This window comes from Streptomyces sp. GL_140 (assembly GCF_057834465.1).
On record NZ_CM174404.1, the window covers coordinates 698,082 to 721,263 of the forward strand.

The following is a 23,182-nucleotide window of genomic DNA, read 5'->3' on the forward strand; positions in this document are numbered from 1 at the left end:
GGGCCGCATGGGCAGCACGAACCACCGGTTTTCCCGGTTCTCCCACGCAACGCGCCGGGCCCCCGCCCCTTCGGGGGGACGGGGGCCCGGCACATCGGCCCGCGGTGCGGTGCGGGCCGTAGGGTGACTAGCGGCCGCCGTGGCGGGTGCCCTTGTGGCCCTTGTCGTGGCCCTTGGCCTTGCCCCAGCTGTTGCTGTCGAGGATGCGGCCCTGGTCGTTGCGCAGGGTGGCGGAGTCGCGCTGGTCCCAGACGTGGTGCGTCCGGCCCTGGTACACGTCGTGCAGGGTGTCCGTGCCCTTGCCCGTGTGGACCTTGACGCTGGCGTGCCCGTCGAGCTTCAGGCTGCGGAAGCGGTAGCGGTTGCCCTGCTTGTCGGTGAGGGTGTAGCCGCGCAGGTCGACGGCCTTCTTGCCGGTGTTCTTCACCTCGACCCACTCGCCGTTCAGGCTTCGGTTCGAGCGGTCGTCGACGCCGGGGCTGTCGTACTGCACCTTGCTGATCATGACCGTGGAGTGCTTGCCCGTCGTGCCGTGGCCATGGCCGTGGCCCTGCGTGGCGGCAGCGGCCGGCAGGGCGGCGGAACCCAGGACCGCGACGGTGGCCACGGCGGTGGCGAGGACGCGACGAGTGGTGCGAGAAGCAGACATGGAGATGTCACCTCAGGGACGTGCGGTTACCCGACTTGCTGCCGGGCACCCACACTTTGGCCCGCCCACGCGGCATTTTCCAGCAAAACGCCCAAGATTACCAAACATGGACAAAGCGTCAATATCTTATGACTAACCCCTGGTCAGGGGGTCGTGAGGACAACCAGTTGGCGGGTTGCGCGGGTCATGGCGACGTAGCGGTCGACCGCTCCTTCGGTGCCCTCGCCGAATGTCTGCGGGTCGATGAGGACGACCAGGTCGAATTCGAGGCCCTTCGACAACTCCGGTGTCAGGGAACGGACTCGGGGCGCCGCCTCGAAGGCCGCGGCCGCGTTGTCGCGTGTGGCGATGACGGCTGCGGTCCCCTCGGGGTGCTCGGCGAGCCAGTCGGCGAGGACCTTATTCAGCTCCGCGACGGATCCATGGACGACGGGGACTCCGCTGCTGCGGATCGAGGTCGGCACGTTGGCGTCCGGGAGCACGGCCCGGATGACCGGCTCCGCTTGCGCCATCACCTCTTCCGGCGTGCGGTAGTTGATACTCAGGGAGGCCACTTCGATCCGGTCGAGCCCGATCCGCTCCAGCCGTTCGCGCCACGACTCCGTGAACCCGTGCCTGGCCTGGGCGCGGTCCCCGACGATGGTGAAGCTCCGGGACGGGCAGCGCAGCAGCAGCATCTGCCACTGCGCGTCGGTCAGTTCCTGGGCCTCGTCCACGACGATGTGCGCGAACGGGCCGGCGAGCCGGTCCGGCTCGGCGCCGGACGGGGCGGCCGCCTCGTCGATCAGGGTGTCCTGAAGGTCCCGGCCGCGCAGCATCGTCACCGCGCCCTCTCCGTCGTCATCGGCGTCGAGCAGGTTGTCGATGACGCCGGCCCGGCGGGCGCGCTCGGCGGCGACGGCGGCCTCGTGCCGTCTCTTGCGCCGCGTCGCCTCCGGGTCGCCGAGCCGGTGCCGCGCCGCGTCCAGGAGCGGCAGGTCCGAGACCGTCCATGCCTGGGCGTCCCCGCGCTGCAGCTTGCCCACCTGTTCTCGGCTCAGCCAGGGTGCGCACCTGCGCAGGTAGGCGGGGACCGACCACAAGTCCGCGACGAGGTCGGTGGCTTCGAGCATCGGCCACGCCCGGTTGAGGGTGGTGACCAGGTCCTTGTTCCGCCGCAGCGACCTGCCGAACAGCTCGGGCGAAACCTCGCCTTCGTTCCTGTCCAGCAGGATGGTGACCAGTTCCTCCCAGATCTGTTCGCGCGCCTCGTTGTGCGGGGTGCCCGGTTCGGGCGCCTCGAACGCCTGGGCCCAGTCCTCGGCGCTCAGCGGGATGTCGTCCCAGTGGGTCGACACCGTCATGGCCTCGGTTGGCGGCTCCTCGTACAACCCGACGGCCGCCTCGATCGCCTTCACCAGGTCGGCGGAGGACTTCAGCTCGGCCACCTCCGGGTCGCTCTCGACCGTGGCCGTGGCTCCTTCGGCGACCAGGTCCGGCAGGACGCAGGTCTGTACGCCCTCCTCCCCGAGGCTGGGGAGGACGTCGGCGACGTAGGCCAGGTAGGGGCGGTGCGGGCCGACGAAGAGCACGCCGCCGCGGCGGTGACCGAGCCTGGGGTCGGAGTGGAGGAGGTAGGCGGAGCGGTGCAGGGCGACGACGGTCTTGCCCGTACCCGGGCCACCGTCGACGACGAGGGCACCGCGGGAACCCGCGCGGATGACGGCGTCCTGGTCGGCCTGGATGGTGCCGAGGACGTCGCGCATCCGGGAGGAGCGGCCGACGCCCAGGCTCGCGATGAAGGCGGACTGGTCGTCGAGCGCGGCGTGTCCTTCGAGCCCCTCGGCCTCGAACACCTCGTCCCAGTAGTCGTTGATCCGGCCGCGGGTCCAGCGGTACCGGCGGCGGCTCACCAGCCCCATGGGGTCGGCGTGGGTCGCGGCGAAGAACGGCTCGGCCGCCGGGGAGCGCCAGTCGATCAGCAGCCGGCGGCCCGCGTCGTCGGTGAGGCCGACGCGTCCGATGTACACGGGCTCGGCGTCGTCCGCGCCGACGATGCGTCCGAGGCACAGGTCCAGGCCGAAGCGGCGCAGGGCGCCGAGGCGACCGGTCAGCCGGTGGATCTCCACGTCCCGGTCCATCGCGCCCCGGCCCGCGCCGCCGGGCGCCCTGCGTTCGGCGTCGAGACGGCCGGACAGTTCGGCGATCGTCTGCGCGAGGCTCTCGGCCATGGCCGCGAAGTGCCGCTCGTCGCCGGCGATCAGCCTCGGGTCGGCCTTGGCCGCGAGGCCCTCGGGAAGATCGAACGCACTGGTCGTCAGGGTGGTCAGGGTCGTCAGGGTGGACCCGGTGGTCCGGGTCTGGGTCTGGGTGGTCATCTCGGTCAACTCCGAACGCACACGCACTCCGCGAAGCTCTCATTTCCGCCGGTTCCGGCCTGGGCCTGCGATTGTGCGGGACGAAGGGGCCCTTGCCGCAAGCCCCCCTCTGCGCTATAAGTTGAAAGTGGCCAGAGGTGAGCACTCCCTCCGCCCGATCGCCCGCCGTGGACGGGCAAACCCCTCGCTGGTGCCTGACGCGGCACTCGTCACCCGGATGCCGACCGCCTGTGACGACGGTCCGTCGCGGGGGCAGGGATGTCATGGGATTGATGCGCTTGATCCGCCCCGTCCACTGCCCGTGAGGAACCCCCATGACCAGCGCTCCGCCCTCACTCCGCACAGACCCCGGACCGTCCACGAGCCGCGGCGTGTGGACGTCGATGATCCTGGTGATCGCCTGCGCGGCCCAGTTCATGGTCGTCCTGGACGTCTCGATCGTGAACATCGCCCTCCCGGACATGAGGGCCTCCCTCGGCCTCAGCCCGGCCGGGCAGCAGTGGATCGTCAACGCCTACACCCTCGGCTTCGCCGGGCTGCTGCTCCTGGGCGGCCGGGCCGCCGACCTGGTCGGCGCCCGGCGAACGTTCCTCGCGGGCCTGGGCGTCTTCACCGTCGCCTCGCTCGCCTGCGGGCTCGCCGCCGACGGCGCGATGCTGATCGCGGCCCGAGCGGTGCAGGGAGTCGGTGGTGCGGTCCTGGCCCCCGCCACGCTCACGCTCATCATGGCCACCTTCACCGAGCCCCGGGCCCGTGCCCGTGCGATGGGGGCCTGGGCCTCGGTCAACGCCGCCGCCGGTGCGGTCGGGGCGATGGCCAGCGGGTTGCTGACCGCGTACGCGGGCTGGCGCTGGGTCTTCTTCGTCAACGTCCCCATCGGCGTCGCCTTCTTCGTCGCCGCGCTCGTCCACGTACCCGCCGGACACGGGCACCATGGTGGCCCCGGCGGTCTGCGTCGCCTGGACCTGCCCGGCGCGCTGACCGTCACCGCCGGTCTGACCGCCCTGGTCTACGGAATCATCTCCACCGCGTCCACGCCCTGGACCTCCCCCCACGTCTGGGCCGCCCTCCTCGTGGGCCTCCTGCTCCTGGCGGCCTTCGCCGTCATCGAGTCGAAGGTCGCCGCCCCGCTGGTCCCCCTCGCCGTCCTGCGCCGCCCCACCCTGGCCATCTCCAACCTGGTCATGATCGGCCTGGGCTCGGCGATGTTCGCGCTGTGGTTCCTGCTCTCCCTCTACATGCAGCAAGTCCGCGGCTACAGCGCCCTGGAGACCGGCGTGTGGTTCCTGCCCGGCTGCCTCGGGGTCATCATGGGCACCCGGACCTCCGCGCACCTCATCCACCGCACCGGCCCGCGCCCTCTGCTGGTCACCGGCATGGCCATCAGCACCTTCGGCTTCCTGTGGCTCTCGCGCCTCGGCGGGAACGGCCCCTTCCTCACCTCGGTGGCCGCACCCTTCGTGCTGTGCACCCTCGGCCTGGGAATGTCCATGCTTCCCGTCACCGCGGCGGCCACCACCGGCATCGACCGCCGCGAAGCGGGCCTGGCATCCGGGCTCGTCAACACCTCGCGCCAGGTGGGTGGCTCGCTCGGTCTCGCGATCCTCGCGACCATCGCCTCCCACACCGCACGCGACCACATCGGCTCCACGGCGCAGGCCCTCACCGCCGGTTACGGCCAGGCCTTCCTCTGCGCCGCCCTCTTCACCGCCTGCGCGGGCCTGGGCTCACTCTTCCTCCCCGGCCGCCCCACCGCGCCGGCCCCCGGCCCCGGGCTCGCGCCGGGTGGGCGCGACTGACCTCTCGCAGCCCGCGGTGGCCCGCCGAAACCAGGACCGACACCGGAGCCCGCACCCGAATTTCGGGTGCGGGCTCCGGTGTCGGTCGGTCCTGGTCCTGGTCGGTCCTGGTACCTGGTCCTGGTTTCTGGTGAGGGCCTACACCGTGGCCAGCTGCGGGATCAGGCGCAGCGCGTTCTCGCGGTAGACGCCGTTCAGTTGCTCGGGAGTGAAGGCCCGGTCGGCGTCGAGCGCGGGGATCGCCAGGTCCATGACCGTGTCCGCGGGCGCGGCGGGAAAGTCGGTGCCGAACAGGACGTGGTCGGCGGGGACATGGGCGAGGAGGGTGGCGGCCGGCTCCATGGGGCCTGCCGTGTCGTAGTAGAAGCGGCCCAGATGGTCGCGGACGGCGGCGGGATCGACCGGCGGATCGCAGAACCGGCCGAGCGCCTGCATCCGGTTGGCGATGTACGGCAGGAACCCGCCGGCGTGGGGCAGGATCACGGAGATGTCGGGGAACCGGTCGAGCGTCCTGTTGCTGATCATGTTCACGGCGGCCCGGGTGGTATCCAGCAGGAAGTCGCACATGAAGTTCGGGATGCCCGGAACCGTCATCGCACCGGGCCGGCCGCCCGGCAGATGGTGCGGATGGGTGTCCACCACGGCGGAGAACTCGTTCAGCTCGGCGAAGATCCGGTCGTAGCCGGGATCCCCGAGGTACACGCCACCGTAGTTGGCCGTCACGTTCACCCCGACGGCGCCGAGTTGCCCAAGGCCCCGGCGGACCGCCCAGGAGGACGCTTCGGGGTCGTCCAGGAAGAGGGGCACGTAGAACGAGAACCGCGACGGGTGGGCGCTCACCACCTCCATCATCGAGTGCAGCGTGATGTTGACGGCTTCGCGCAGCTGCGCCGACGAACGGTAGCGGGCCGGGAGCATGGGTTTGAGCACGGCCGTGGAGATGCCCGCGCCGTCCATGAACCGGACCGCGGCATCGGCGTCGAGGGACGCCCAACGGGGCAACTGTTCCGGCTGGATCAGCCCGTGGTGCTCGGCCCACGCACGCCACTGGGGTGCGCAGAAGTGTTGGTGCATGTCGATCTTCGTCCGGGCTCCGTGGGCTCCGTCCGGTTGCGGAGGGGCCTCTTCGAGTTCAGGGCCGGTCGTACTCCCAGAATTGCGCATGCCAAAGAACCACCCGTCGGTCTCGTCTACTCTGCGGAGGCCACCGGCGCCAGGGCGAAGTCCCCGGCCGGCCGCGGCTCCAGGACGATCAGGAGCCTCTCCAGACCGCGGAAGGCCGCCACGGGCCCCTTGAGCCAGGCGCCCCCGCTCTGCTCCTCGTCCGCCAGCTCCATCTCCGGGAACTCCCGGAGCAGGCAGGAGATCGCGATCTCGAGTTCGAGCCGTGCCAGCGGGGCTCCCAGGCAGTAGTGCGTTCCGTGACCGAAGCCCAGGTGCATTCCCTGGATCCCTTCGCGCGTCACGTCCAGCACGTCCGCCGATTCGAACTTCTCGTGGTCCCGGTTGGCCGAGTTGAGGGCGATCTGGACCAGCGCCCCCTTGGGGATCACGGTCCCCCGGATCTCGGCCTCCTCGGCCGCGTACCGGAACGTGGACGTCTCCACCGAACCGTCGAACCGTACGAGTTCCTCGACCGCGCCGTGGATCAGCCGGGGATCCCGGCGGAGCTTCGCCAACTGCTCCGGATGGAGGATCAGATCGAGGACGGAGTTCCCGATCTGGTACGCGGTGGTCTTGTGCCCGGCGAAGAACAGGACCCACATCGACGACACCAGATCCGCGTCGTCGAGGCCTTCCTCCGCCGTGATCAGGTCGCTGAGGAAGCAGTCCGAGGGGTTGGCCCGCGCATGGGAGACGATCTGACCCAGCCGCTCCTGCAGCCAGCCCTCGGCGACCTTCAGCTCCGCCTTCAGCGCCGGGTTGAACCTGGACCGGGTCACCACACCGAACTGCTCCAGGATCTCGGACCGGTCGGCCTCTTCGATCCCCATCAGCTCGCACAGCACCGCGACGGGGAGCGGGAACGCGAAGGCGGACATCAGGTCGACGGTTTCGCTCTTGCGGCATTCCCGCAGGAGTCCCTCGGCGATCTCCGTGATCCGCGGTCGCATGTCCTCCACCCGTCGGGGGGTGAAGGCGCTCCGCAGGACGCGGCGCAGACGGGTGTGGCGCGGCGGGTCCGCGAACAGCACGTTGTCGTCCAGCGCGTCGAAGAAGCTGCCGAACACAGCGTGGTAGGTGTCGATGGCCCCGCGCATGTTCTTGCTGAACCGCCGGTCCGACAGGGCGTCCCGGGCGTCGTCGTAGCGGCTGATGAGATAGGTCTCGACCCCGTGCGGAGGCGTCAGCCGGCACACCGGCGCCTGCTCGCGCAGGGCCGCGTAGACGGGGTACGGGCAAGCGCGGAACTCGGGCGCGCCCCTGGACACGGCCGAGACGAGCTCATCCAGCGGTTCGTCTCCGGTCGGTGCCGCGTTCTCCTGCGTCATGCTCCGCGTCCTCCGTGACATCGGTGTTCTGTGCACACACCGGTTCCCCGGGGAGGCCCGTCACGAAACGGTCCTTGGTTCGTTCGAGTCAGACCGCTCCGCCAGATGCTGCGCCGGGAGGTCAGCCGTCCGGACCGGCCGCGTGGCGGGCCCCGGAGCCGCGGGACAAGCTGCTGATAACCACCCCGCCACCGAGGAGTCCGAGCATGGCCCGCAGTTCCCCCCTGACCCTCGCGGCGGCGGCCGCCCTCGCCCTGGTGGCCGCCACCGCTCCCGCCACCGCGTCCGCGGCCGGCCCGTCCGCGGCCGGAGCGGACACCGGCAGAGCCAGTGCCGACCGGGCGATCGTCTACAGCGCGACCGCCCCGTACCAGCGGCACGCCAACGCGGTGAAGGCGGGCTACGTCCCGGACAAGTACTGCATCGCGGACCGGGCGGGAACGGGCGCCCTGGGCTACCCGCACTTCCGTCACGCCTACGACAACTCCGTCGACCCGGCGAAGCCCGCCGCGCTGTTCTACGAGGACGACCGGTTCGGCGGCAAACGCCTCGTCGGTGTCCAGTGGGTCGTCTTCGACCGAGACCAGGACATGTCCACGGACGACGACCGCCCCTCGATGTTCGGCGAGAAGTTCACGGGCCCGCACCGGGGCCACTTCCGCGGCCAGCCCATCCACTACGCGATGCACATGTGGCTCTGGAAGGAGAACCCCAAGGGGGCGTTCCAGACCTACAACCCGGCCGTGACCTGCCTGCCGGGCACCACCCGCCCCCTGCAGCCCGCTCCACATCCCCAGCCCCAGCCCTAGCCCTAGCCCTGGGAACCGATGCCGGGGCTCCGGGTGATGCGGGTGGACAGTGCCTGGCCCAGGACCAGCACGCTCAGGCCGAACATCAGGACGCCCAGCGGGACATGGAAGGCCGGGATGCGGGCGACGCCCAGTACCACCTGGACCGAGGCCAGGACGAGGAAGCCGGACGAGTACAGGATCGGACGGGGCGAGCCGCCGCCCGGCCGCCAGGCCAGGATCGCGGCGATCACGTAGAGCATCGTCGCGCCGTACATGACGCGTGCTCCGACCCCGTGCAGTGTCTCGCCGTACGACGTGGACAGCAGCAGTCCCGCGGTGGCCGCCTGGAAGAAGATGGCCAGGGTCTGCAGGGCGATCGTGACCTGCACGAACGTGCGGGTGCGCGGTACTTCCGTCGTCCGGGTGGCCATGATGTGGTCCCTTCTTCTGCCTTGCGGCGGTGGATCGGTAGTGTCTCGACGGTCCGACGACGCAGCCCCGCGAAATGTGAGGCGCAGCGCCGGCCGCACCTTCAGGTGTGGCGTTCCGCCCAACTGGCGAGCGCGGGAGCCGACGAGAAGCACGAGGGAGCGGTCGTCACCATGAGCACGCCAGCCGAGTCAGGTGTCCAGCGGTCGGAACCGGACCTGAGCGCGATCGTCGGCGAGCGGCGTCAGCTGATGAACCTCTCCTACCGGCTGCTCGGTTCGCTGGCCGAGGCCGAGGACGCCGTGCAGGAGACGTACACCCGCTGGTACGCGATGTCGCGGGCGCAGCAGGAGGCCATCCGGTCCCCCGGCGCCTGGCTGACGACGGTGGCCAGCCGCGTCTGCCTGGACCTGCTCGGCTCGGCGCGGGTGCGTCGCGAGCGCTACGTCGGCGAATGGATACCCGAGCCGCTGCCCGACCGTACGGAGTGGATCGGCGGGTCGGCGGACGGCGGTGCGGCCGGGCCGGGCGACCCCGCGGACCGGGTCACACTCGACGAGTCGGTGAACATGGCCTTCCTCCTCGTACTGGAGGCGATGACCCCGGCCGAACGCGTGGCGTTCGTCCTGCACGACGTCTTCCGGTACCCCTTCGGCGAGGTCGCCGAGATCCTCGGCCGCACGCCGGCGGCCTGCCGTCAGCTGGCCGCCTCGGCCCGTCGGCGCGTCGGAGCCGCGCGGGCCCCGGCGGCTCCGACGGCCGGACAGGCCGGACTGGTACGGAACTTCAAGGAGGCCTGGGAGGCCAAGGACATCAAGGCCCTCGTCGGCCTCCTCGCCCCCGACGCCACGATGATCGCCGACGGCGGCGGACTGGTCGGCGCCGCGCTCCGCCCGGTCGAGGGCAGTGAGCGCATCGCCCAGTACCTGATCCACATCGCGGACAAGGCCCCCGGGCTGACGCTCCTGGAGCGCACGGTCAACGGGCAGCCCGGCCTGGTCGCCCAGCACTCCGGCGCCACCGTGACCGTGGCCGCCTTCGGTCTCGCCGACGGCCTCGTCACCCGCATCTGGGCGGTCCGCAACCCGGAGAAACTCCGTCCCTGGACCGGTGGCTGAGCGGGCCGACCGGGTGTCGCGGGCGGCCCGGCAGGATCACCGTCCACGTAGCCTGAGGACGTGCGCGTACTCCTGGTAGAAGACGACGAACCCGTGGCCGAATCACTGCGTCGCGGGCTGATCCGCTACGGGTACGAGGTGGACTGGGTCAGCACCGGCAGGGAGGCCCTCGCGGCCGGTGCCGCCGACCTCGTCCTGCTCGACCTCGGGCTGCCGGACACCGACGGGCTCGACGTGTGCCGCGAGCTGCGGGCCCGCGGTGACGTGCCGATCATCGTGATCAGCGCGCGCAGCGACGAGACCGACCGGGTGGTGGGGCTGGAGATCGGCGCGGACGACTACGTCTCCAAGCCCTTCGGGGTGCGCGAGGTCATCGCCCGCATCCGGGCCGTGATGCGGCGCGTCCGGCCGGCGGGCGGCGACCGGGCCGCCGCGGCGAAGGCCGAGCCGGAGGTCCACGGGCGCCTCGCCGTGGACCGGGTCGCCTGCCGGGCCTACTTGAACGGGGAGGAGGTCGTGCTCACGCCCAAGGAGTACGACCTGCTCTCCTTCCTCACCGAGGCACCGGGCGCGCTGATGACGAGGGAACAGATCATGGAAGCGGTCTGGGACGCCAACTGGTTCGGGCCGACGAAGACCCTGGACGTCCACGTCGGCGCCCTGCGCCGCAAGCTGACCGGAGCGGTCGCGATCGAGACGGTCCGCGGCGTGGGCTTCCGGCTGATCGTGGTCACCGAGGACCCGGCGCCGGATCCTGGTACGGGTACCGGCGCGAGCCCCGGTACGGGCGCCGGTGCGGACCCCGGTACGGGCCCCGGTTCGGGCTCCTCCGACGCCCCACGGGGAGACCTCGGTTGATCCGGCAGCTCATCGTCAGCTACGTCCTGCTGGTCGCGGTGGCGCTGGCGGCGTTCACCGTGCCGGTGGCCTTCACCCTGACCGCCCAACTCCGCGAGGACACCGAGGAGTCGGTACGCCGCGAGGCGGCGACCATGGCCCTGCTGCTGGCCGCCGACGACCGGCCGTCCCGCCAGGCGCTGGCCACGCTGGCCGGGGCCTACCGTGACCAGACCCCCGGGGTGGCCGACGTGGTCACGGCCGACCACGGCGCGGTGGCCCCGCTGCCCCTGCCCGCATCGCCGGAGGACCCGGCCTTCGACCGGGCGCTGGAGGGCCGCGCCTCGACCCACTGGGGGGCGGCCGAAGCACTCGGCGGGGCGGACGGCCTGGTCACGACGGTCCCCGCGAGGACCTCCGACGGCCGGATCGTGGGCGCCGTGCGCATCAGCTATCCGACGGCCGACCTCAACGCCAGGCTCTGGCGGATCTGGGGCTTCCGGGCCTTCCTCGCCCTGGGCGTCCTCGCGGTCGCGGCCGCCATCGGCGCCATGTTCGCCCGCCGGCTGACCCGGCCGCTGCGCCAGCTCAACGACATGGCGACCAAGTTCAGCGACGGCGACCTGACCGCGCGCAGCCCGGTGACCGGGCCGCCCGAGACCCAGACGCTCGCCCAGACCCTCAACACCGGGGCGGAACGCCTCGACATCCTCGTACGCGCCCAGCGGATCTTCGTCGCCGACGCCTCGCACCAGCTGCGCACCCCGCTGACCGCGCTGCGGCTGTCCCTGGACAACATCGCCGACGGCACGGACGACGACCTCGTGCGCGAGGACGTGGACCAGGCCATCGGCGAGGTGGCCCGGATGAGCCGCATGGTCAACGGACTGCTGGTACTGGCGCGCGCGGAGGCCCGGCATTCGGCGGCCGAGCCGGTGGCGGTGGGCGAGCTGGTCGCCGAGCGGCTGGACGTCTGGCGGGCGCTCGGCGACGAGCGGGGCGTACGGTTCGCGGCCCGGCCGGTCGACGAGCGGTTGAGCGTGCTGGCCAGCGCGGGCCATCTCGAACAGGTGCTGGACAACGTATTGTCCAACGCGCTGGAGGTGTCCCCGGACGGCGCCGCCGTCACGGTCCGCGTCGTGCAGGACGGCGAGAGCGTGCTCCTGACGGTCGCGGACGAGGGTCCGGGGATGTCGCGGGCCGACCAGGCCCGTGCCTTCGACCGCTTCTGGCGCGGTCAGGGCCTGACCGGCCGGGGCGGCAGCGGGCTGGGCCTGGCCATCGTCAAGCAGTTGGTGACGGACGACGGCGGGAGCGTCGCTCTCGCGGACGCTCCCGGTGGCGGACTGTGCGTGCGGATCAGCCTGCGGCAGGCAGCACCGAGGAGTGGTGGTTGATGATCAGCCACTTGCCGTCGATCTTCTCGTACACGTAGGTGTAACGGGCGTCGACGTCGATCCTCTTGCCGGTCTTGTCCGTCAGGGTGAAGCGGTACAGGCCGGTGTCGATCGCGGTGTTCCGGTCGAGGACCTCGACGATCGTCTCGATCTTCTTCCCCACCGGCTTCTTCGCGAGGAACTCGTCGAAGTAGTCGGCTATCTCGGCGTGGTTGGTACGTATCTTCGGCGAAACGGTCGGCAGCAGCACGGCGTCGGGCGCGTAGAGCGCCGTGACCTTCTTGGAGTCCCCCGTGGCGACGGCCCTGTTCCACTGGTCGAAGAGCCCGGCGATCTGCTTCTGCGTCGGCTTGCCCGACCGGCTCCCTCCGGGCTGGTTGCCGGGCTGCGCGGAAGCCGTGGTCGCGACGGCCGTGACACCGAGGGCCGCGGCCAGGGCCACGCCGGTCGCCAGCGTCGTACGGCGGGAAATCGTGCGCTTCATGGGGAACTCCTGCGTCTTCGATAGAGCCTGTCGTCCCGGTGGTCCCGGTGGACAGTCCCAGCCTCACCAATCGCAGGTAGCGCCAGGACAGCACCCGGCCAGTGGAACGGAAGGTCCCGGCAAAACCGGCGGCGACCCCGTGCCGCACGGCCTCGGCCACGGCACGGGGGCGCCCCGATCGGCACCGGATCACCGCCCGGCGGTGTTCCTCCTGCTGCGGCTCCGGCGGATGTCGAAGGCGAAGAACCGCCTTACGGCGCCGCCCAGTTCGTCCGGTCCGCAGAATCCCCGGCGGGCCATTTCGGCATCCGGTGTGGTGCCGCGCCCCTGCCAGTGGCGCAGGAAGAGCTTCGCGCACACCACCGGCGGCGGGACCGCGAGCCGCGGGCCGGCCGTCTCGGCGGCCTCGTCGGCCTGCTCCACCAGATCGCACCACTCCTGCCAGCGCTCGGATGCCCGCAGCCGGGCCAGGACCGCCGGTCTCCAGTCGATCGACTGCCACACGGGCCACACCCTCACCATGAGCAGCCGGGCCCGCTCCTCACCGGTGAGGTGCTCGCGTTCCGGCTCCGTGAACCAGCGGGCGAGGGCGTCCGGCAGCGGGCCCGGCCCGTCCAGTCCCAGCCTGTCCGTCGCGTACGCCTCGGGGGTCATGTCCCGGGCCTCCGCGAGGTCCGTCAGGACTCCGGTCAGGACCTCCTCGTGCAGGGCGGGGTAGTCGGCGTCGAACAGCCGAGCCGCGTCCAGGACGTCGAGGTCCGACATCCACCGGCCGGGGGCGTACTCCCGCCGGGTGCCGCGGACCAGGGACTGGGTACGGCTGATCCCGGTGAAGGGCACGCGGGCGGCGGCCGGGCCGGGCGCAGCCGGACCTTCGTCCCCGGTCGCATGGTCGTCCGCCGCCGCTCCCGAGGCGACTTCGGCGAGCGCCGCCAGGGCGTCCAGCCGCTTGAGGTCCCAGACGCCGGAGGCGATCATCTCCTCCAGCGTCCACAGCGCCGCGTGGTCCTCCTCCTCCACCTCCCGTTCGAGGTCCTTCCAGCCCCGGTGGGTGAACGGCAGGGCCGCGGCCGCCGCCACGATCCGCCGCCCGGAGTCCGCCGGGACCAGGTCCAGCTCCTCGCCCTCCGCGCAGCCGTACCGGAGGTTCACCAGCGCCACGGTCTGCGGCGGATAGCCCATCTCGGCCGGACCGTGCAGCACGCCCACCTCGTCGTCCCCGTCGATCTCCCCCGAGGCGTACATCTCGTGGACGGTGCCGATGCCCCGCATGCCGCAGGGTCCCAGCTCCGCGGCGCGCAGCGCGCCCATGCTCGCAGCCCCGACCACGTCCACGCCCTCGGTGAGCAGCTGGAGGATCTCCTTGTGGCCCACGGAGCGCCGTTCGCGGAAGTAGCCGTCGATGACGACGGCCACGTCGCCGCGCCGCCACGGGTCCGCCAGGAGATCGCCCCGGCCGGCGGGGGGCCGGACCTCCGCGTCCGGGAGCACCGCGCGGACATCGGCCGCGGAGAGCGTCGGACCCACGTAGACGACCACCTTGGTCGCACGCGCGCCGGGCGTACTCGCGCTGGGCTCATTCACGCCGTGCCGCTCCACACCGTGCCCTTTCACTACAGCACCTCCGGAGACACACGGCTGCCCGGTGCGACCACCTTGACGACCGGGACACCGATCTCGTCGCGGGTCAGGTCCACCACGAGCGGCGGGTGGGAGAAGGCCTCGGCCGCCTGCCGGACCACGTAGCCGAGATCGCCGACCAGGCCGTCGTGCCGGGGCGGCTCCCGGACCAGGTCCGGGATGTCGGCCGCCGGGGCCGCGTGCGCCCTGTTCAGGCGGTCGGTGTCCGCGGCGGCGAAGTCCTCCTTGAGGTCGTCCCTGGCCCCCGATATGTAGGCGAGTCGGGCCTGGGCCGCTTCGGACACGGCCCGGGTGAGGGCGATCCCGGTGTCGAGGTGGCAGCCGAATCCGAACATCGGAGCCGGGTAGTCGTGGCAGGCGACCCAGGCCAGGAAGCACGGAAGGCCGGTGGGCGAGGGCACGAGGCGTACTTCGAGGATGACCCCGGCCCGCTCGATGAGCGCGCACAGTTCCTCGGCCTCCGCCGACCCCGAGCTGCGCGGGTCCACCCGTAGGCCCATCTCGCCCCCCGCCGCGACGGCCGCCGTCATCGCGTCCCGCTCGATGACCTCGCAGAGCGCGTGGAGGGTGGCTTCCACCAGTGTGTTGCCGCCGGCCAGGCCGTTCGTCGACTCGAAGAACACCGGCGGGTTCCAGTCGGTCCGCTCCTCCAGGCTCAGCCGGACCACGTCCACGGGTACGTACGTCCGCGCGCCGTCGACCAGTGAGCGGGCCGCCATCCAGTCCAGGGGCAGGCCGTCGTGGAGCAGGCTCGGTGCGGAGGGCGGCAGGGCGTGGACGTCGTAGCCCAAGTCCCTGCCCAGCTCGGCGCCGATGTCGCGCGGCGCCGCCCTCAGGGCGGGCGTCACCGGTTGCTCCACGTGCCAGGTCTCGACCGATTCCATCACCGCCGACAGCTTCGCCAGCTCGGGCGTCATCCCCTTGCCCTGGGAGACGGCGAGGGTTCTGGACAGCGGCCGGACGGCCTGGAAGGTCGCGATGCCGATGGTGTCGAGCCGGGTGACGTCCGCGACCCGGGTGACACCCACGTTCGCCGCCGCCCGGCTCACCATCTCCCAGGTGGCCGCGGGCAGGCGGGCCCTGTTCGTACCCGGCAGGCGCAGTACGGAGAGGTCCTGCGGGGAGGCGAGCCAGGACAGCGCGGATCGTTCGGTCTGCACGGTGAGCGACTCCCTGCGGGTCAGAGGTTGCGGGTGCGCCGCAGCAGCGCGCGGGCGGCGACGGCGTTCGCTACGAGGGCCACGACGGCCAGGACCGTCAGGGACGGCCAGGCCTTGTCCAGGCCGAAGATCGCGGCGTCGCGCATGCCGGTGACCGCGTACGTCACCGGGTTCACGGTGGAGATCCACTGGAGCACGGTGGGCAGTTGCTGGGACGTGGACAGCGAGGGCGCGGCGAAGACCAGGACGGGCACCGAGATGCTGGTGAGCACCATGAAGGTGCGGTAGTCGCTGATGAGGACCGCCGCGGCGAGGTACAGCCCGTTGAAGGCCACCGACGACAGGGTCAGCGCTACCAGCAGCCAGATCCAGTGGGAGGCCTCGAAGGGGTAGTCGAAGATGATCGCGGCGACGGCGAGGGCCAGCACGCTCTGCGCCAGCACCAGGGAGACTCCGGCCAGGAGCTTGCCGGCCAGGAACCGCGACCGGCGCAGCGGCCAGCTCCAGAGCTGGGTCGACACCCCGCTCATCTCCTCCTGGAACATCGCCATTCCGGTGGTCCCTGATGCGCTCACCACGGACATCGACAGGACCATGGGGAGGAGGAACACCGAGAACGGAAGTGATTCGCCCCGGTAGACGATGTTCCCGACGACGTTTCCGAGCGAGGTGTTCACCAGCAGCAGGTACACGAGCATGGGGGTCAGGCCGAGGATGAGGTTGACCCTGTTGCGGGCGAGGAGCGCGTATTCGCGGTAGAAGACCGCGCCGAAGTCGGCCGGTTTCCCTTTGCCCGCCGGTGCGGTGGTCTTGAATCCCAGGTCGGTCACGGTCTCAGCCCTCATTCCCGGTCATACGGAGGAAGACCTTCTCCAGCGAGTCCGTGACGGTGGAGATTCCCGATATCGCCACTCCGGAGTCGTGGCAGTGCCGTGAGAGCTGCGGAAGCACGTCCCGTACCTGCGCGTTCTCGATGCGCACTTCGGCGTCCTGTGCGGTCACCGTCAGTCCGGCCGTGCCGGCCCATTCCTTGACGACCTTGGCCCCGACCGCGTCGTCCACCTTCACCAGCAGGTGCGCACCCCCGAACTCCCGCACCAGTTCGCTCGGTTCGGCGAACCGCACCACCTTGCCCTTGTTGATGACCAGAACGCGCTCGGCGTTGCGCTCCAGCTCCTCGATGATGTGGCTGGTCCAGATCACGGTCATGCCGTGCTCCTCGCGCAGCCACCGTACGAACCGTTCGATCTCGTGCCGTCCGGCCACGTCCAGGCCGGCCGACGGCTCGTCGAGGATCAGGAGTTCGGGAATGGTCAGCAGCGCCCGTACGAGCTGCAGCCGCTGGCGCTGACCCCCCGACAGCTGGAAGACGAGCCGCGACAGGGCGTCCGTGAGACCGAGGTACTCGGCCACCTCCATCGCCCAGGGCCGGGTCGTGCGCCAGGACAGGCCCTTGAAGCGGGTGGCGATGAGCAGGTTGTCCAGGGCCGAGAGCATCTCGTCGTAGGGGGCGGACTGGTGCATCGCGCCGATCCCGGTCTTGGCCGCGACCGGGTCACGGGCCGGGTCCGCGCCGAACACCCGGATCCTCCCGGTCGTGGGAGGGGTGACGCCGCAGATCATCTTCATCAGGGTCGTCTTGCCGGCCCCGTTGGGTCCCAGCAGACCGATGGTCTCGCCTTTGGCTATGTCGAACGAAATGCCGTCGACGGCCGGCGCCTCTTTCCCGCGATATCTCTTGGTGAGTTCTTCGGCGTTCACCACACCATTCGCCACGATCTCTCCCTTCCACCCTGTGTCTTGATGTTTCTCAGGATTGTCGATCGCGTTGCTGCGGGTGGACGTTACGCCTGTCGGCGCGTGGTGCGACGGGCCCCGCCCAAGCTGCCTTGGAGCTGCCCCTGCTCTGCCTCCCGGCGTGCTGTGCCGTGACTAACATCGGCTGCATGAGCCGTTCAGAGGATCCGGCGTACCGCGACGGCAAATCCGTGGTGGTTCTTGTGAATTGCGCGGGCGGCCGTGAATTGGAGGTCGTTCGCGACGCGTTGACGGGGCCGTTGGAAACACCCACCCTGTTGATCCGTCAGGACGAGATCCCGGCGACGCCCATGTCCCTCGACGTGGACACCGGCCTGCTGGACGTCGCCGGGCGGCGCGTGCGGCCGGCCGTGGTCTGGGTGCGCCACGGCTCGGCCTGCGCGCTGCTGGCGCAGGCGCGGCCGGCGGGGTCGGTGACCCCGTTGCAGGCGGAGTCCTGGGCCGGGTTCCTGCGTCAGGTGGCCTCGGCCGCCACCGTCGCGCTGCCCGGCGGGACGGTCGTCGGGCCCGGGCAGCTCGTGGACGCCCGCGGGCTGGGCGTGCGCACGCCCCGGACGGTGATCACCAACGACGTCCAGGCCGGGGCGCGGGAGGTGGGAGCGCCGGTCCTCGTCGTCAAGACCCCGGACTTCCGGCTGTTCGAGCCGGAGCCGGGGAACTGGCCGGGCTGCCTGCCCGCGGTCGTCGGCCGCGAGCGGGCGGCCCGGATCCCGGCCGCGGGCGTCGCGGCCGGCCGGGCCGGGGCCGACGGGATCCCGGCCGGGGCCCTCCCGGCCGACGGCCGTCCCGTCGTCGTCCAGGAGTACGTGGCCCACGCCCGCGAACTGCGCGTCTACCAGGTCGACGGCGGGATCTGCGCCTTCGAGGTCGACAAGCCCGACCCGTCGAGTCCGATGACGGATCCCAACAGCGTCAAGGTGACGCGCGTGGACTGCCCGGCGCCCGCCGCCGAGGCGGTGCGCACGCTGTGCGCCGCGTGGGGACTGCGCTACGGGGCGTTCGACCTGCTCGTGTCCGACACCGGGGAGCCGGTGTTCCTGGAGGCCAACCCCGACGGGGACTGGCTGTGGTTCGAACGCAAGGCGGGCTGGCACGGCGTCTCCTTCATGGCCGCCGTGATGGTGCGCGAGTTGTTCGTACGGAGTACGTCGTGAGGAGCTCGCGTTGGTGACGTCGATCCGCGGACCCGAGATGTCCACCCGGGGCCTGGTGCTGGTGGCCATGGTGGCGCGGGGCCACACGACCGACCGCGTGGCGCGCGCGCTGCGCCTGAGCAGACACACCGTGGGAGAGGAGATCAGCGTCCTCCTCGACCGGTTCAACTGCAAGAACCGGGCGGAGCTGGTCGCCTACTGCTACGTGCACCGGATCCTGCCGATCGATGTGTGGCCGCCCCCGTGCGGCCCCGTGAATGGGGTGAACGACGTGTTCGATCCTCTGACCGCTCTACGTGAAGCGGGCCTCCCTGTCGACCAGTTGAGCGCGGCGCAGCGCGAGGTGCTGGCCCACCTCACCGAGGAGGAGGCCGCCGTCATCGTGGCGGTCCAGCACCGGCTGAACCAGGCGGACTCCGGAGCGGAAGCCGAGGTGTGGGCCCACGACCTGAAGCTGCTCTGACCCCGGCGCCGCCCTTGGGGCGATGACGGCAATGTGACGACGGGCCCCTGAAGGAGAACCGCGCATGAGCCGCAGACTGGTGGTCGTTCTCTTCCTCGACCTCGTCGGATGGACCCGGCTCGCCGAGCGGGTGGATCCGGAGGCCCTGCAGCAGCTCCTCGACCAGTACTACGAGATCTGCTCGGACGCGGTGGAGGAGCACGGCGGGGTCGTGGAGAAGTTCATCGGCGACGCCGTCATGGCGGTCTTCGGCGCCGACACCTCGCGGGAGGACGACGCCCTACGGGCGCTGCGGGCGGCCACCCGCATCCGCATCGCCGTCCGTGACCTGCGCACACCGGCCGCCGACGCGGCGCCGGTCGAGGTGCACTGCGGCATCGCGGCCGGCGAGGCTCTGGTGACGCGTTCGGTCAGGGCCGGGATCCGGGTGGTCGGAGACGTGGTCAACCTGGCCGCGCGCCTGCAGTCGCTGGCGGTGGCCGGGGAGATCATCGTCAACGAGACCGTGGCGCACCTGGCACGCGCGCACTACACCATGTCCCCGGTGCCTCCGGTGGCGCTGAAGGGCAAGGCCGAACCGGTACCCGTGCTCCTGGTGACCGGGACGGCCCGCGCCGACCGGACGGGCGAGGACTCGCCCATGGTGGACCGCAGCGCCGAACGGCGCCGGCTGCGCCTGATCTACCAGCGGGTGGCCCGCGACCGACGGCCCGCGCTGGTGACCGTGCTCGGGCCGCCGGGCATCGGCAAGACCCGCCTGGTGCGGGAGGCCGTGGACGACCTCGTCGCGGCCGGGGCGGAGCCCATCGCCGTGTTCGCGAGCTGTCCGTCCTACGGCGCGGACGGCGTCCACTCGACACTCCTCGAGGTGTTGGACGGACTGACCCGGCAGGACCCCTCCAGCGCCGAGTTGCTGAGGACCGACAGCCGGATCGCCGCCGTGCTGGACGGGCTCCGCGAAGCCCCGCTCCCCCGCGGCGCCGACGCCGTTCCAGGGCCGGGGGTCGAGGAGGTGGCCTGGGCGGCGCGCGAGCTGCTCACCGCCGCGGCGTCGCGACCGCTCGTCGTGGTGTGGGACGACCTCGCGTGGGCGGGGCGCTCGCTCCTGCGGCTGATCGGCGAACTGGCCGCAGGACTGGGGGACGTTCCGCTCCTGACGGTCTGCGTGTCCAGGTCCGAACTGTCGGCGCGGGACGAGAGTCCCCCGCTCCCGGAGGAGCAGGTGATCGACGTCGGGGCGCTGCTCCCGGCCGACAGCGCGCAGCTGGCGCTCTCGCTGGCCGCGCGCAGGGACGCCGGTGAGGTGGAACTGCACGCCCTCGAACTGGTCGACCGGGTCCTGGACTACAGCGCGGGGAACCCGCTGTACATCCGGCTGATGATGGACTGGCTCAGCGGCGGGCGCACCGTCGACCGGATGCCGCCGACCATCACCGCGATGGTGGGCGCCATGATCGACCAACTGCCCGAGCCCGCGGCGAGGTTGCTCGGCGCGGCTTCGGTGATCGGCCCTTCGTTCACCCTGGAGCAGCTCGCGCTGCTCGGCGAGGACCTGCCCGCGCAGGGCGTGGACGCGCTCGTGGGACGGCGGCTGATCCACGCCACGCCGGAGGAGGGCGGCTACCGCTTCGTTCAGCAGGCGGTGCACGAAGTGGCGTACGGGCGGCTGGAGAAGGAGCAGCGCATCACGTGGCACCGGCGGCTGGCCGAGCGCGGCTTCGGTCCCGGCTTCCACTTCGAAGCCGCCGCGCACCTCCTGACGGGGCTGCGCCCGGACGACGCGGAGCTGGTGGGGCTGACGCGGCAGGCCGCCGAGGCGCTGCTGGCGGAGGGCACCGTGGCGCTGCGACAGCGGGACGTGCCGACGGCGATCGGGTTGCTCGAACGGGCCCTCGTACTGGCGCGCAAGGGGTCCGACGCGTGCCGGTCGGTCGCGGCCATCCGGCTCAGCGACGCCCTCATGCTCGCCGGTGACACCGGGCGCGCTCTGGAGGTGGTGACGGACGGCCCGCTCCAGGGACCCGGCGGCGAGGAGGGGGGCGGAGCCGGGGGTGTGGGAGCCGGGGGTCCCTGTCTGGTCCAGCGGTACCTGCTGGCGGCGCGGCTCGGCAGGATCACCGCCGCGCAGGTCGAGGAGCTCCGCGCGGAACTGGGCGACCCCGGCGACCCCGGCGGGCTCAACGGCCCCGAAGGCCCCGACGGCCCTGGCGACCGGTTCGCCTGGTGCCGGTTCGAGCAGGTGCGGATGCTGTTCCACCTGGACCACGGCCGGTTCGGAGCGGCCGAGCAAGCCGCGGGCGCCGCGCTCGGGCACGCCCGGGGCATCGGCGATCCGTACGAGGAGGACCGCCTCCTGGTGGCCCTGTGCGAGATCCGGCAGTGGTCCGCGACTCCCGTGGCGGAGAAGCTGGCGGGCTGCGCGGAGCTCCTGGAGCGGTTCGCCGCGGACCGGTTCCTGGCGCTGCCCGCACTGGCCGCCAGGGCCCGCTGCCTGGCGCTGACCGGGGACCGCGCCGGAGCCCGCGCGGCGCTCGCCGAGGCCGAATGGGTGGTCGAGCAGCTCCGGCTGGCCATGGGGGGCGTCCTGGTCGACCAGGTGGCCGGCCTGGCGGCCTCGCTGGAGGGCGAGCACGAGGAGGCCGAACGGTGCTTCCGGGGCGCGGCCGACGCCCTCGAACGGGCCGGCTACGTACCGACGGCCCTGACCATGCGGGTGCAGGCGGCGCGCGAGTTCGCACGCCACGACGGGACCGGCGGGGCCGCGGCGCGCATCGCTGCGCTCCTGTCGCAGTGCGACCGGATGGACGTGCGGGGCCGGATCCTGTGCATGTCCGCTTCCGTGCTGATCGCCGCCGAGGAGGGCCGGGCCGATCCGATGCGCGACGAGGTGGTCGGCCTGCTGGAGGACCTCGACGACCCCTGTCTGCGCGGCGAGGTCTGCTTCGACCTGGCCCGTGCCCACCGGTTCCTGGGCGAGGAGTCGGACGCCCGCGCCATGGCCGCGCTGGCCGCGGACGGCTACGCCACGGTCGGTGCCACGAAACCTCTGGGGTCGGTGCGGGCATGGATGTGAGCGACGCGCCCTGGCGGCGCGAGCGGGTGCCGCACGCCTCCGGGATGCCGGCCTGGAGCATGCCTGCCGACGGCGGCCCCGGCGAGCCCGTCCCGACGGTCCTGTTCGAGGGGATCGACTCCGATTGGGCCTGGGGCGGCGCGAGCGGGGAGGGCGTACGCGTCTGCGTGCTCGACAGCGGTGTCGACGCGACGCATCCGCTGGTCGGGCCGGTCGAGCGGGCGTGGCAGGTGGTGACGGGCGAGGGCCGGGCGCCGCGCGTGGAGGAGTGCGAGCCGCTCGACAGCGCCGGGCACGGGACCGCCTGCGCGGGGATCATCCGCTCCATCGCCCCGGGGGTGTCGCTCAGTTCGCTGAAGGTGCTGGGCGACGGGAGGTCCGGCAGCGCCTCCGCGCTGATCGCCGGACTCTCCTTCGCCATCGAGGAGGGGTTCGACGTCATCAGCATGAGCCTGTCTACGAACAGGGTGGAATTCCGGGACCGGTTGGGAGAGTTGTGCGACCGCGCCTACTTCCGCCGGACGACCCTGGTGGCCGCCGCGCACAACCTGCCGATCGAGAGCTTCCCGTGGAACTTCGCGTCGGTCGTCTCGGTCGCCAGCCATGCCGAGCCGGACGGCATGCGCTTCTACTACAACGCGGCTCCCCCGGTCGAGTTCCGCGCGCGCGGGGTGCGCGTACCGGTGGCGAGTCCCGGCGGAGGCACCGTGCGCAACACCGGCAACAGTTTCGCGGCCCCGCACATGGCCGGGATCGCGGCGCTCGTCCTGGGCAAGCATCCCTGGCTCACGCCGTTCCAGCTCAAGAGCGTCCTGTACCACTGCGCCGCGAACGTAGCACCCCGAGGAGGGGGAAAATGACGTCCTGGTCAACCGAGTTCATGGCGACCGAACGCCAACTGCTCCAGTCCGTGGTCTCGGTGGCCCGTTACATCTACGGAGCCGCCGCGTCCTCGGTGTTCATGGTGAGTCCCGACACCGGTGAGCTGATCTTCGCGGCGGTCGCGGGCGAGGGCGAACAGGGCCTCGTCGGCAAGCGCTTCGAGCCCGGTACCGGCATCGCCGGCTGGGTGGCGGCCAGCGGTCAGCCCCTGATCACGGACGACGTGGGCGGGACCGACCAGTTCGCCCGCGACGCGGCGGCGTCCACCGGGTACGTTCCCGCGAGCATCATGGCCGCCCCGCTCATCGCCGACGGAGAGTGCATCGGTGTGATCGAGGTGCTCGACCGCCACACCCGCGACGCGGGCGCCCCGGGCCGGGAGCTCGACGACATCGAGCTGCTGGGGCTGCTCGCGACCCAGGCCGCGCTCAGCCTGGCGTTGCTGCGGCGCAGCCAGCGGGCCGCGACCGCCGTGCCGCGCATGGGCGACCTGGTGGCGCGGCTGTCGCAGCACGCGGTCACCGACGTGTCCGACCCGTTGGCCGTCTCGCTGCTCGGCATCTGTCTGGACCTGCTGGACCGACGCTCGCATTCCGCTTCGAAGCCGGTCTGACGGCCGAAGGAGACGCGGCGCAGAC

General features: G+C 71.7%; 20 protein-coding genes. 10 read left to right on the forward strand and 10 right to left on the reverse strand.

Annotated elements, in window-relative coordinates; all coding sequences use genetic code 11:
• Positions 1 to 127 precede the first annotated feature (127 nt).
• Together AC3IYJ_RS03410 and helR are read right to left on the reverse strand one after the other, a co-directional pair.
• Positions 128 to 649, reverse strand: coding sequence for a lamin tail domain-containing protein (locus tag AC3IYJ_RS03410; RefSeq protein WP_489399846.1), 522 nt, complete (start codon positions 647 to 649; stop codon positions 128 to 130).
• Between the two features lie 143 nt (positions 650 to 792).
• Complete coding sequence (helR, locus tag AC3IYJ_RS03415) at positions 793 to 3,006, reverse strand: RNA polymerase recycling motor ATPase HelR (RefSeq protein ID WP_489399847.1); 2,214 nt, start codon at positions 3,004 to 3,006, stop codon at positions 793 to 795.
• A gap of 314 nt (positions 3,007 to 3,320) precedes the next feature.
• On the opposite strand from helR, the gene AC3IYJ_RS03420 reads away from it, so the two are divergent.
• Positions 3,321 to 4,805 carry an MFS transporter gene (locus AC3IYJ_RS03420; protein WP_489399848.1) on the forward strand — a complete coding sequence of 495 codons (1,485 nt, stop codon included), beginning with the start codon at positions 3,321 to 3,323 and terminating at the stop codon, positions 4,803 to 4,805.
• Between the two features lie 138 nt (positions 4,806 to 4,943).
• Here AC3IYJ_RS03420 and AC3IYJ_RS03425 read toward each other — a convergent pair whose 3' ends face one another.
• Both AC3IYJ_RS03425 and AC3IYJ_RS03430 read right to left on the reverse strand, forming a co-directional pair.
• Entirely contained in the window at positions 4,944 to 5,879 is a 936-nt protein-coding gene (locus tag AC3IYJ_RS03425) for an amidohydrolase family protein (protein WP_489399849.1), read from the reverse strand.
• Positions 5,880 to 5,995: 116 nt separating this feature from the next.
• The gene (locus AC3IYJ_RS03430; protein ID WP_489399850.1) at positions 5,996 to 7,297 is read right to left on the reverse strand and encodes a cytochrome P450 family protein; all 1,302 of its coding nucleotides are present in this window, start codon (positions 7,295 to 7,297) and stop codon (positions 5,996 to 5,998) included.
• A 206-nt stretch (positions 7,298 to 7,503) separates the two neighbouring features.
• Here AC3IYJ_RS03430 and AC3IYJ_RS03435 point away from each other — a divergent pair, with 206 nt between their 5' ends.
• Positions 7,504 to 8,106: a hypothetical protein gene (locus AC3IYJ_RS03435; protein ID WP_489399851.1), complete on the forward strand. Its 603-nt coding sequence runs from the start codon at positions 7,504 to 7,506 to the stop codon at positions 8,104 to 8,106.
• Positions 8,107 to 8,108: 2 nt separating this feature from the next.
• Here the strand turns inward: AC3IYJ_RS03435 and AC3IYJ_RS03440 are convergent, their stop codons facing one another.
• A complete protein-coding gene (locus AC3IYJ_RS03440; protein ID WP_489399852.1) occupies positions 8,109 to 8,519 on the reverse strand; it encodes a hypothetical protein in 411 nt (136 codons plus the stop codon).
• A gap of 171 nt (positions 8,520 to 8,690) precedes the next feature.
• On the opposite strand from AC3IYJ_RS03440, the gene sigJ reads away from it, so the two are divergent.
• The 3 genes from sigJ to AC3IYJ_RS03455 are packed head-to-tail and all read left to right on the forward strand — an operon-like array spanning position 8,691 to position 11,869.
• A complete protein-coding gene (gene sigJ / locus AC3IYJ_RS03445) occupies positions 8,691 to 9,635 on the forward strand; it encodes an RNA polymerase sigma factor SigJ (RefSeq protein ID WP_489399853.1) in 945 nt (314 codons plus the stop codon).
• 60 nt (positions 9,636 to 9,695) lie between these two features.
• Positions 9,696 to 10,493, forward strand: coding sequence for a response regulator transcription factor (locus AC3IYJ_RS03450; protein ID WP_489399854.1), 798 nt, complete (start codon positions 9,696 to 9,698; stop codon positions 10,491 to 10,493).
• Positions 10,490 to 11,869 carry a HAMP domain-containing sensor histidine kinase gene (locus tag AC3IYJ_RS03455; protein ID WP_489399855.1) on the forward strand — a complete coding sequence of 460 codons (1,380 nt, stop codon included), beginning with the start codon at positions 10,490 to 10,492 and terminating at the stop codon, positions 11,867 to 11,869. The genes AC3IYJ_RS03450 and AC3IYJ_RS03455 overlap by 4 nt, the downstream gene beginning before the upstream one ends.
• On the opposite strand, the gene AC3IYJ_RS03460 is transcribed toward AC3IYJ_RS03455, so the two are convergent.
• The 5 genes from AC3IYJ_RS03460 to AC3IYJ_RS03480 form a co-directional block, all read right to left on the reverse strand.
• Complete coding sequence (locus AC3IYJ_RS03460) at positions 11,832 to 12,353, reverse strand: SgcJ/EcaC family oxidoreductase (RefSeq protein ID WP_489399856.1); 522 nt, start codon at positions 12,351 to 12,353, stop codon at positions 11,832 to 11,834. The two genes, AC3IYJ_RS03455 and AC3IYJ_RS03460, sit on opposite strands and share 38 nt — an antisense overlap.
• A gap of 189 nt (positions 12,354 to 12,542) precedes the next feature.
• The gene (locus AC3IYJ_RS03465; protein WP_489399857.1) at positions 12,543 to 13,937 is read right to left on the reverse strand and encodes a TfuA-like protein; all 1,395 of its coding nucleotides are present in this window, start codon (positions 13,935 to 13,937) and stop codon (positions 12,543 to 12,545) included.
• A 29-nt stretch (positions 13,938 to 13,966) separates the two neighbouring features.
• Positions 13,967 to 15,154 (reverse strand): YcaO-like family protein, encoded by a 1,188-nt coding sequence (locus tag AC3IYJ_RS03470; protein WP_489399858.1) that lies wholly within the window; start codon positions 15,152 to 15,154, stop codon positions 13,967 to 13,969.
• 20 nt (positions 15,155 to 15,174) lie between these two features.
• On the reverse strand, positions 15,175 to 15,984 hold the full coding sequence (locus AC3IYJ_RS03475) for an ABC transporter permease (protein WP_489399859.1): 810 nt from the start codon (positions 15,982 to 15,984) through the stop codon (positions 15,175 to 15,177).
• Positions 15,985 to 15,988: 4 nt separating this feature from the next.
• Positions 15,989 to 16,930 carry an ABC transporter ATP-binding protein gene (locus AC3IYJ_RS03480; RefSeq protein ID WP_489399860.1) on the reverse strand — a complete coding sequence of 314 codons (942 nt, stop codon included), beginning with the start codon at positions 16,928 to 16,930 and terminating at the stop codon, positions 15,989 to 15,991.
• Between the two features lie 170 nt (positions 16,931 to 17,100).
• Between AC3IYJ_RS03480 and AC3IYJ_RS03485 the strand changes: the two genes are divergently transcribed.
• The 5 genes from AC3IYJ_RS03485 (at position 17,101) to AC3IYJ_RS03505 (ending at position 23,157) form a co-directional block, all read left to right on the forward strand.
• On the forward strand, positions 17,101 to 18,126 hold the full coding sequence (locus tag AC3IYJ_RS03485; protein WP_489399861.1) for an MvdC/MvdD family ATP grasp protein: 1,026 nt from the start codon (positions 17,101 to 17,103) through the stop codon (positions 18,124 to 18,126).
• Between the two features lie 13 nt (positions 18,127 to 18,139).
• The gene (locus AC3IYJ_RS03490) at positions 18,140 to 18,589 is read left to right on the forward strand and encodes an aroma-sacti cluster domain-containing protein (protein WP_489399862.1); all 450 of its coding nucleotides are present in this window, start codon (positions 18,140 to 18,142) and stop codon (positions 18,587 to 18,589) included.
• Between the two features lie 64 nt (positions 18,590 to 18,653).
• A complete protein-coding gene (locus tag AC3IYJ_RS03495) occupies positions 18,654 to 21,662 on the forward strand; it encodes an adenylate/guanylate cyclase domain-containing protein (RefSeq protein WP_489399863.1) in 3,009 nt (1,002 codons plus the stop codon).
• On the forward strand, positions 21,653 to 22,522 hold the full coding sequence (locus tag AC3IYJ_RS03500; RefSeq protein ID WP_489399864.1) for a S8 family serine peptidase: 870 nt from the start codon (positions 21,653 to 21,655) through the stop codon (positions 22,520 to 22,522). Before AC3IYJ_RS03495 ends, AC3IYJ_RS03500 begins: the two co-directional genes overlap by 10 nt.
• Complete coding sequence (locus AC3IYJ_RS03505; RefSeq protein ID WP_489399865.1) at positions 22,519 to 23,157, forward strand: GAF domain-containing protein; 639 nt, start codon at positions 22,519 to 22,521, stop codon at positions 23,155 to 23,157. The genes AC3IYJ_RS03500 and AC3IYJ_RS03505 overlap by 4 nt, the downstream gene beginning before the upstream one ends.
• Positions 23,158 to 23,182 lie beyond the last annotated feature (25 nt).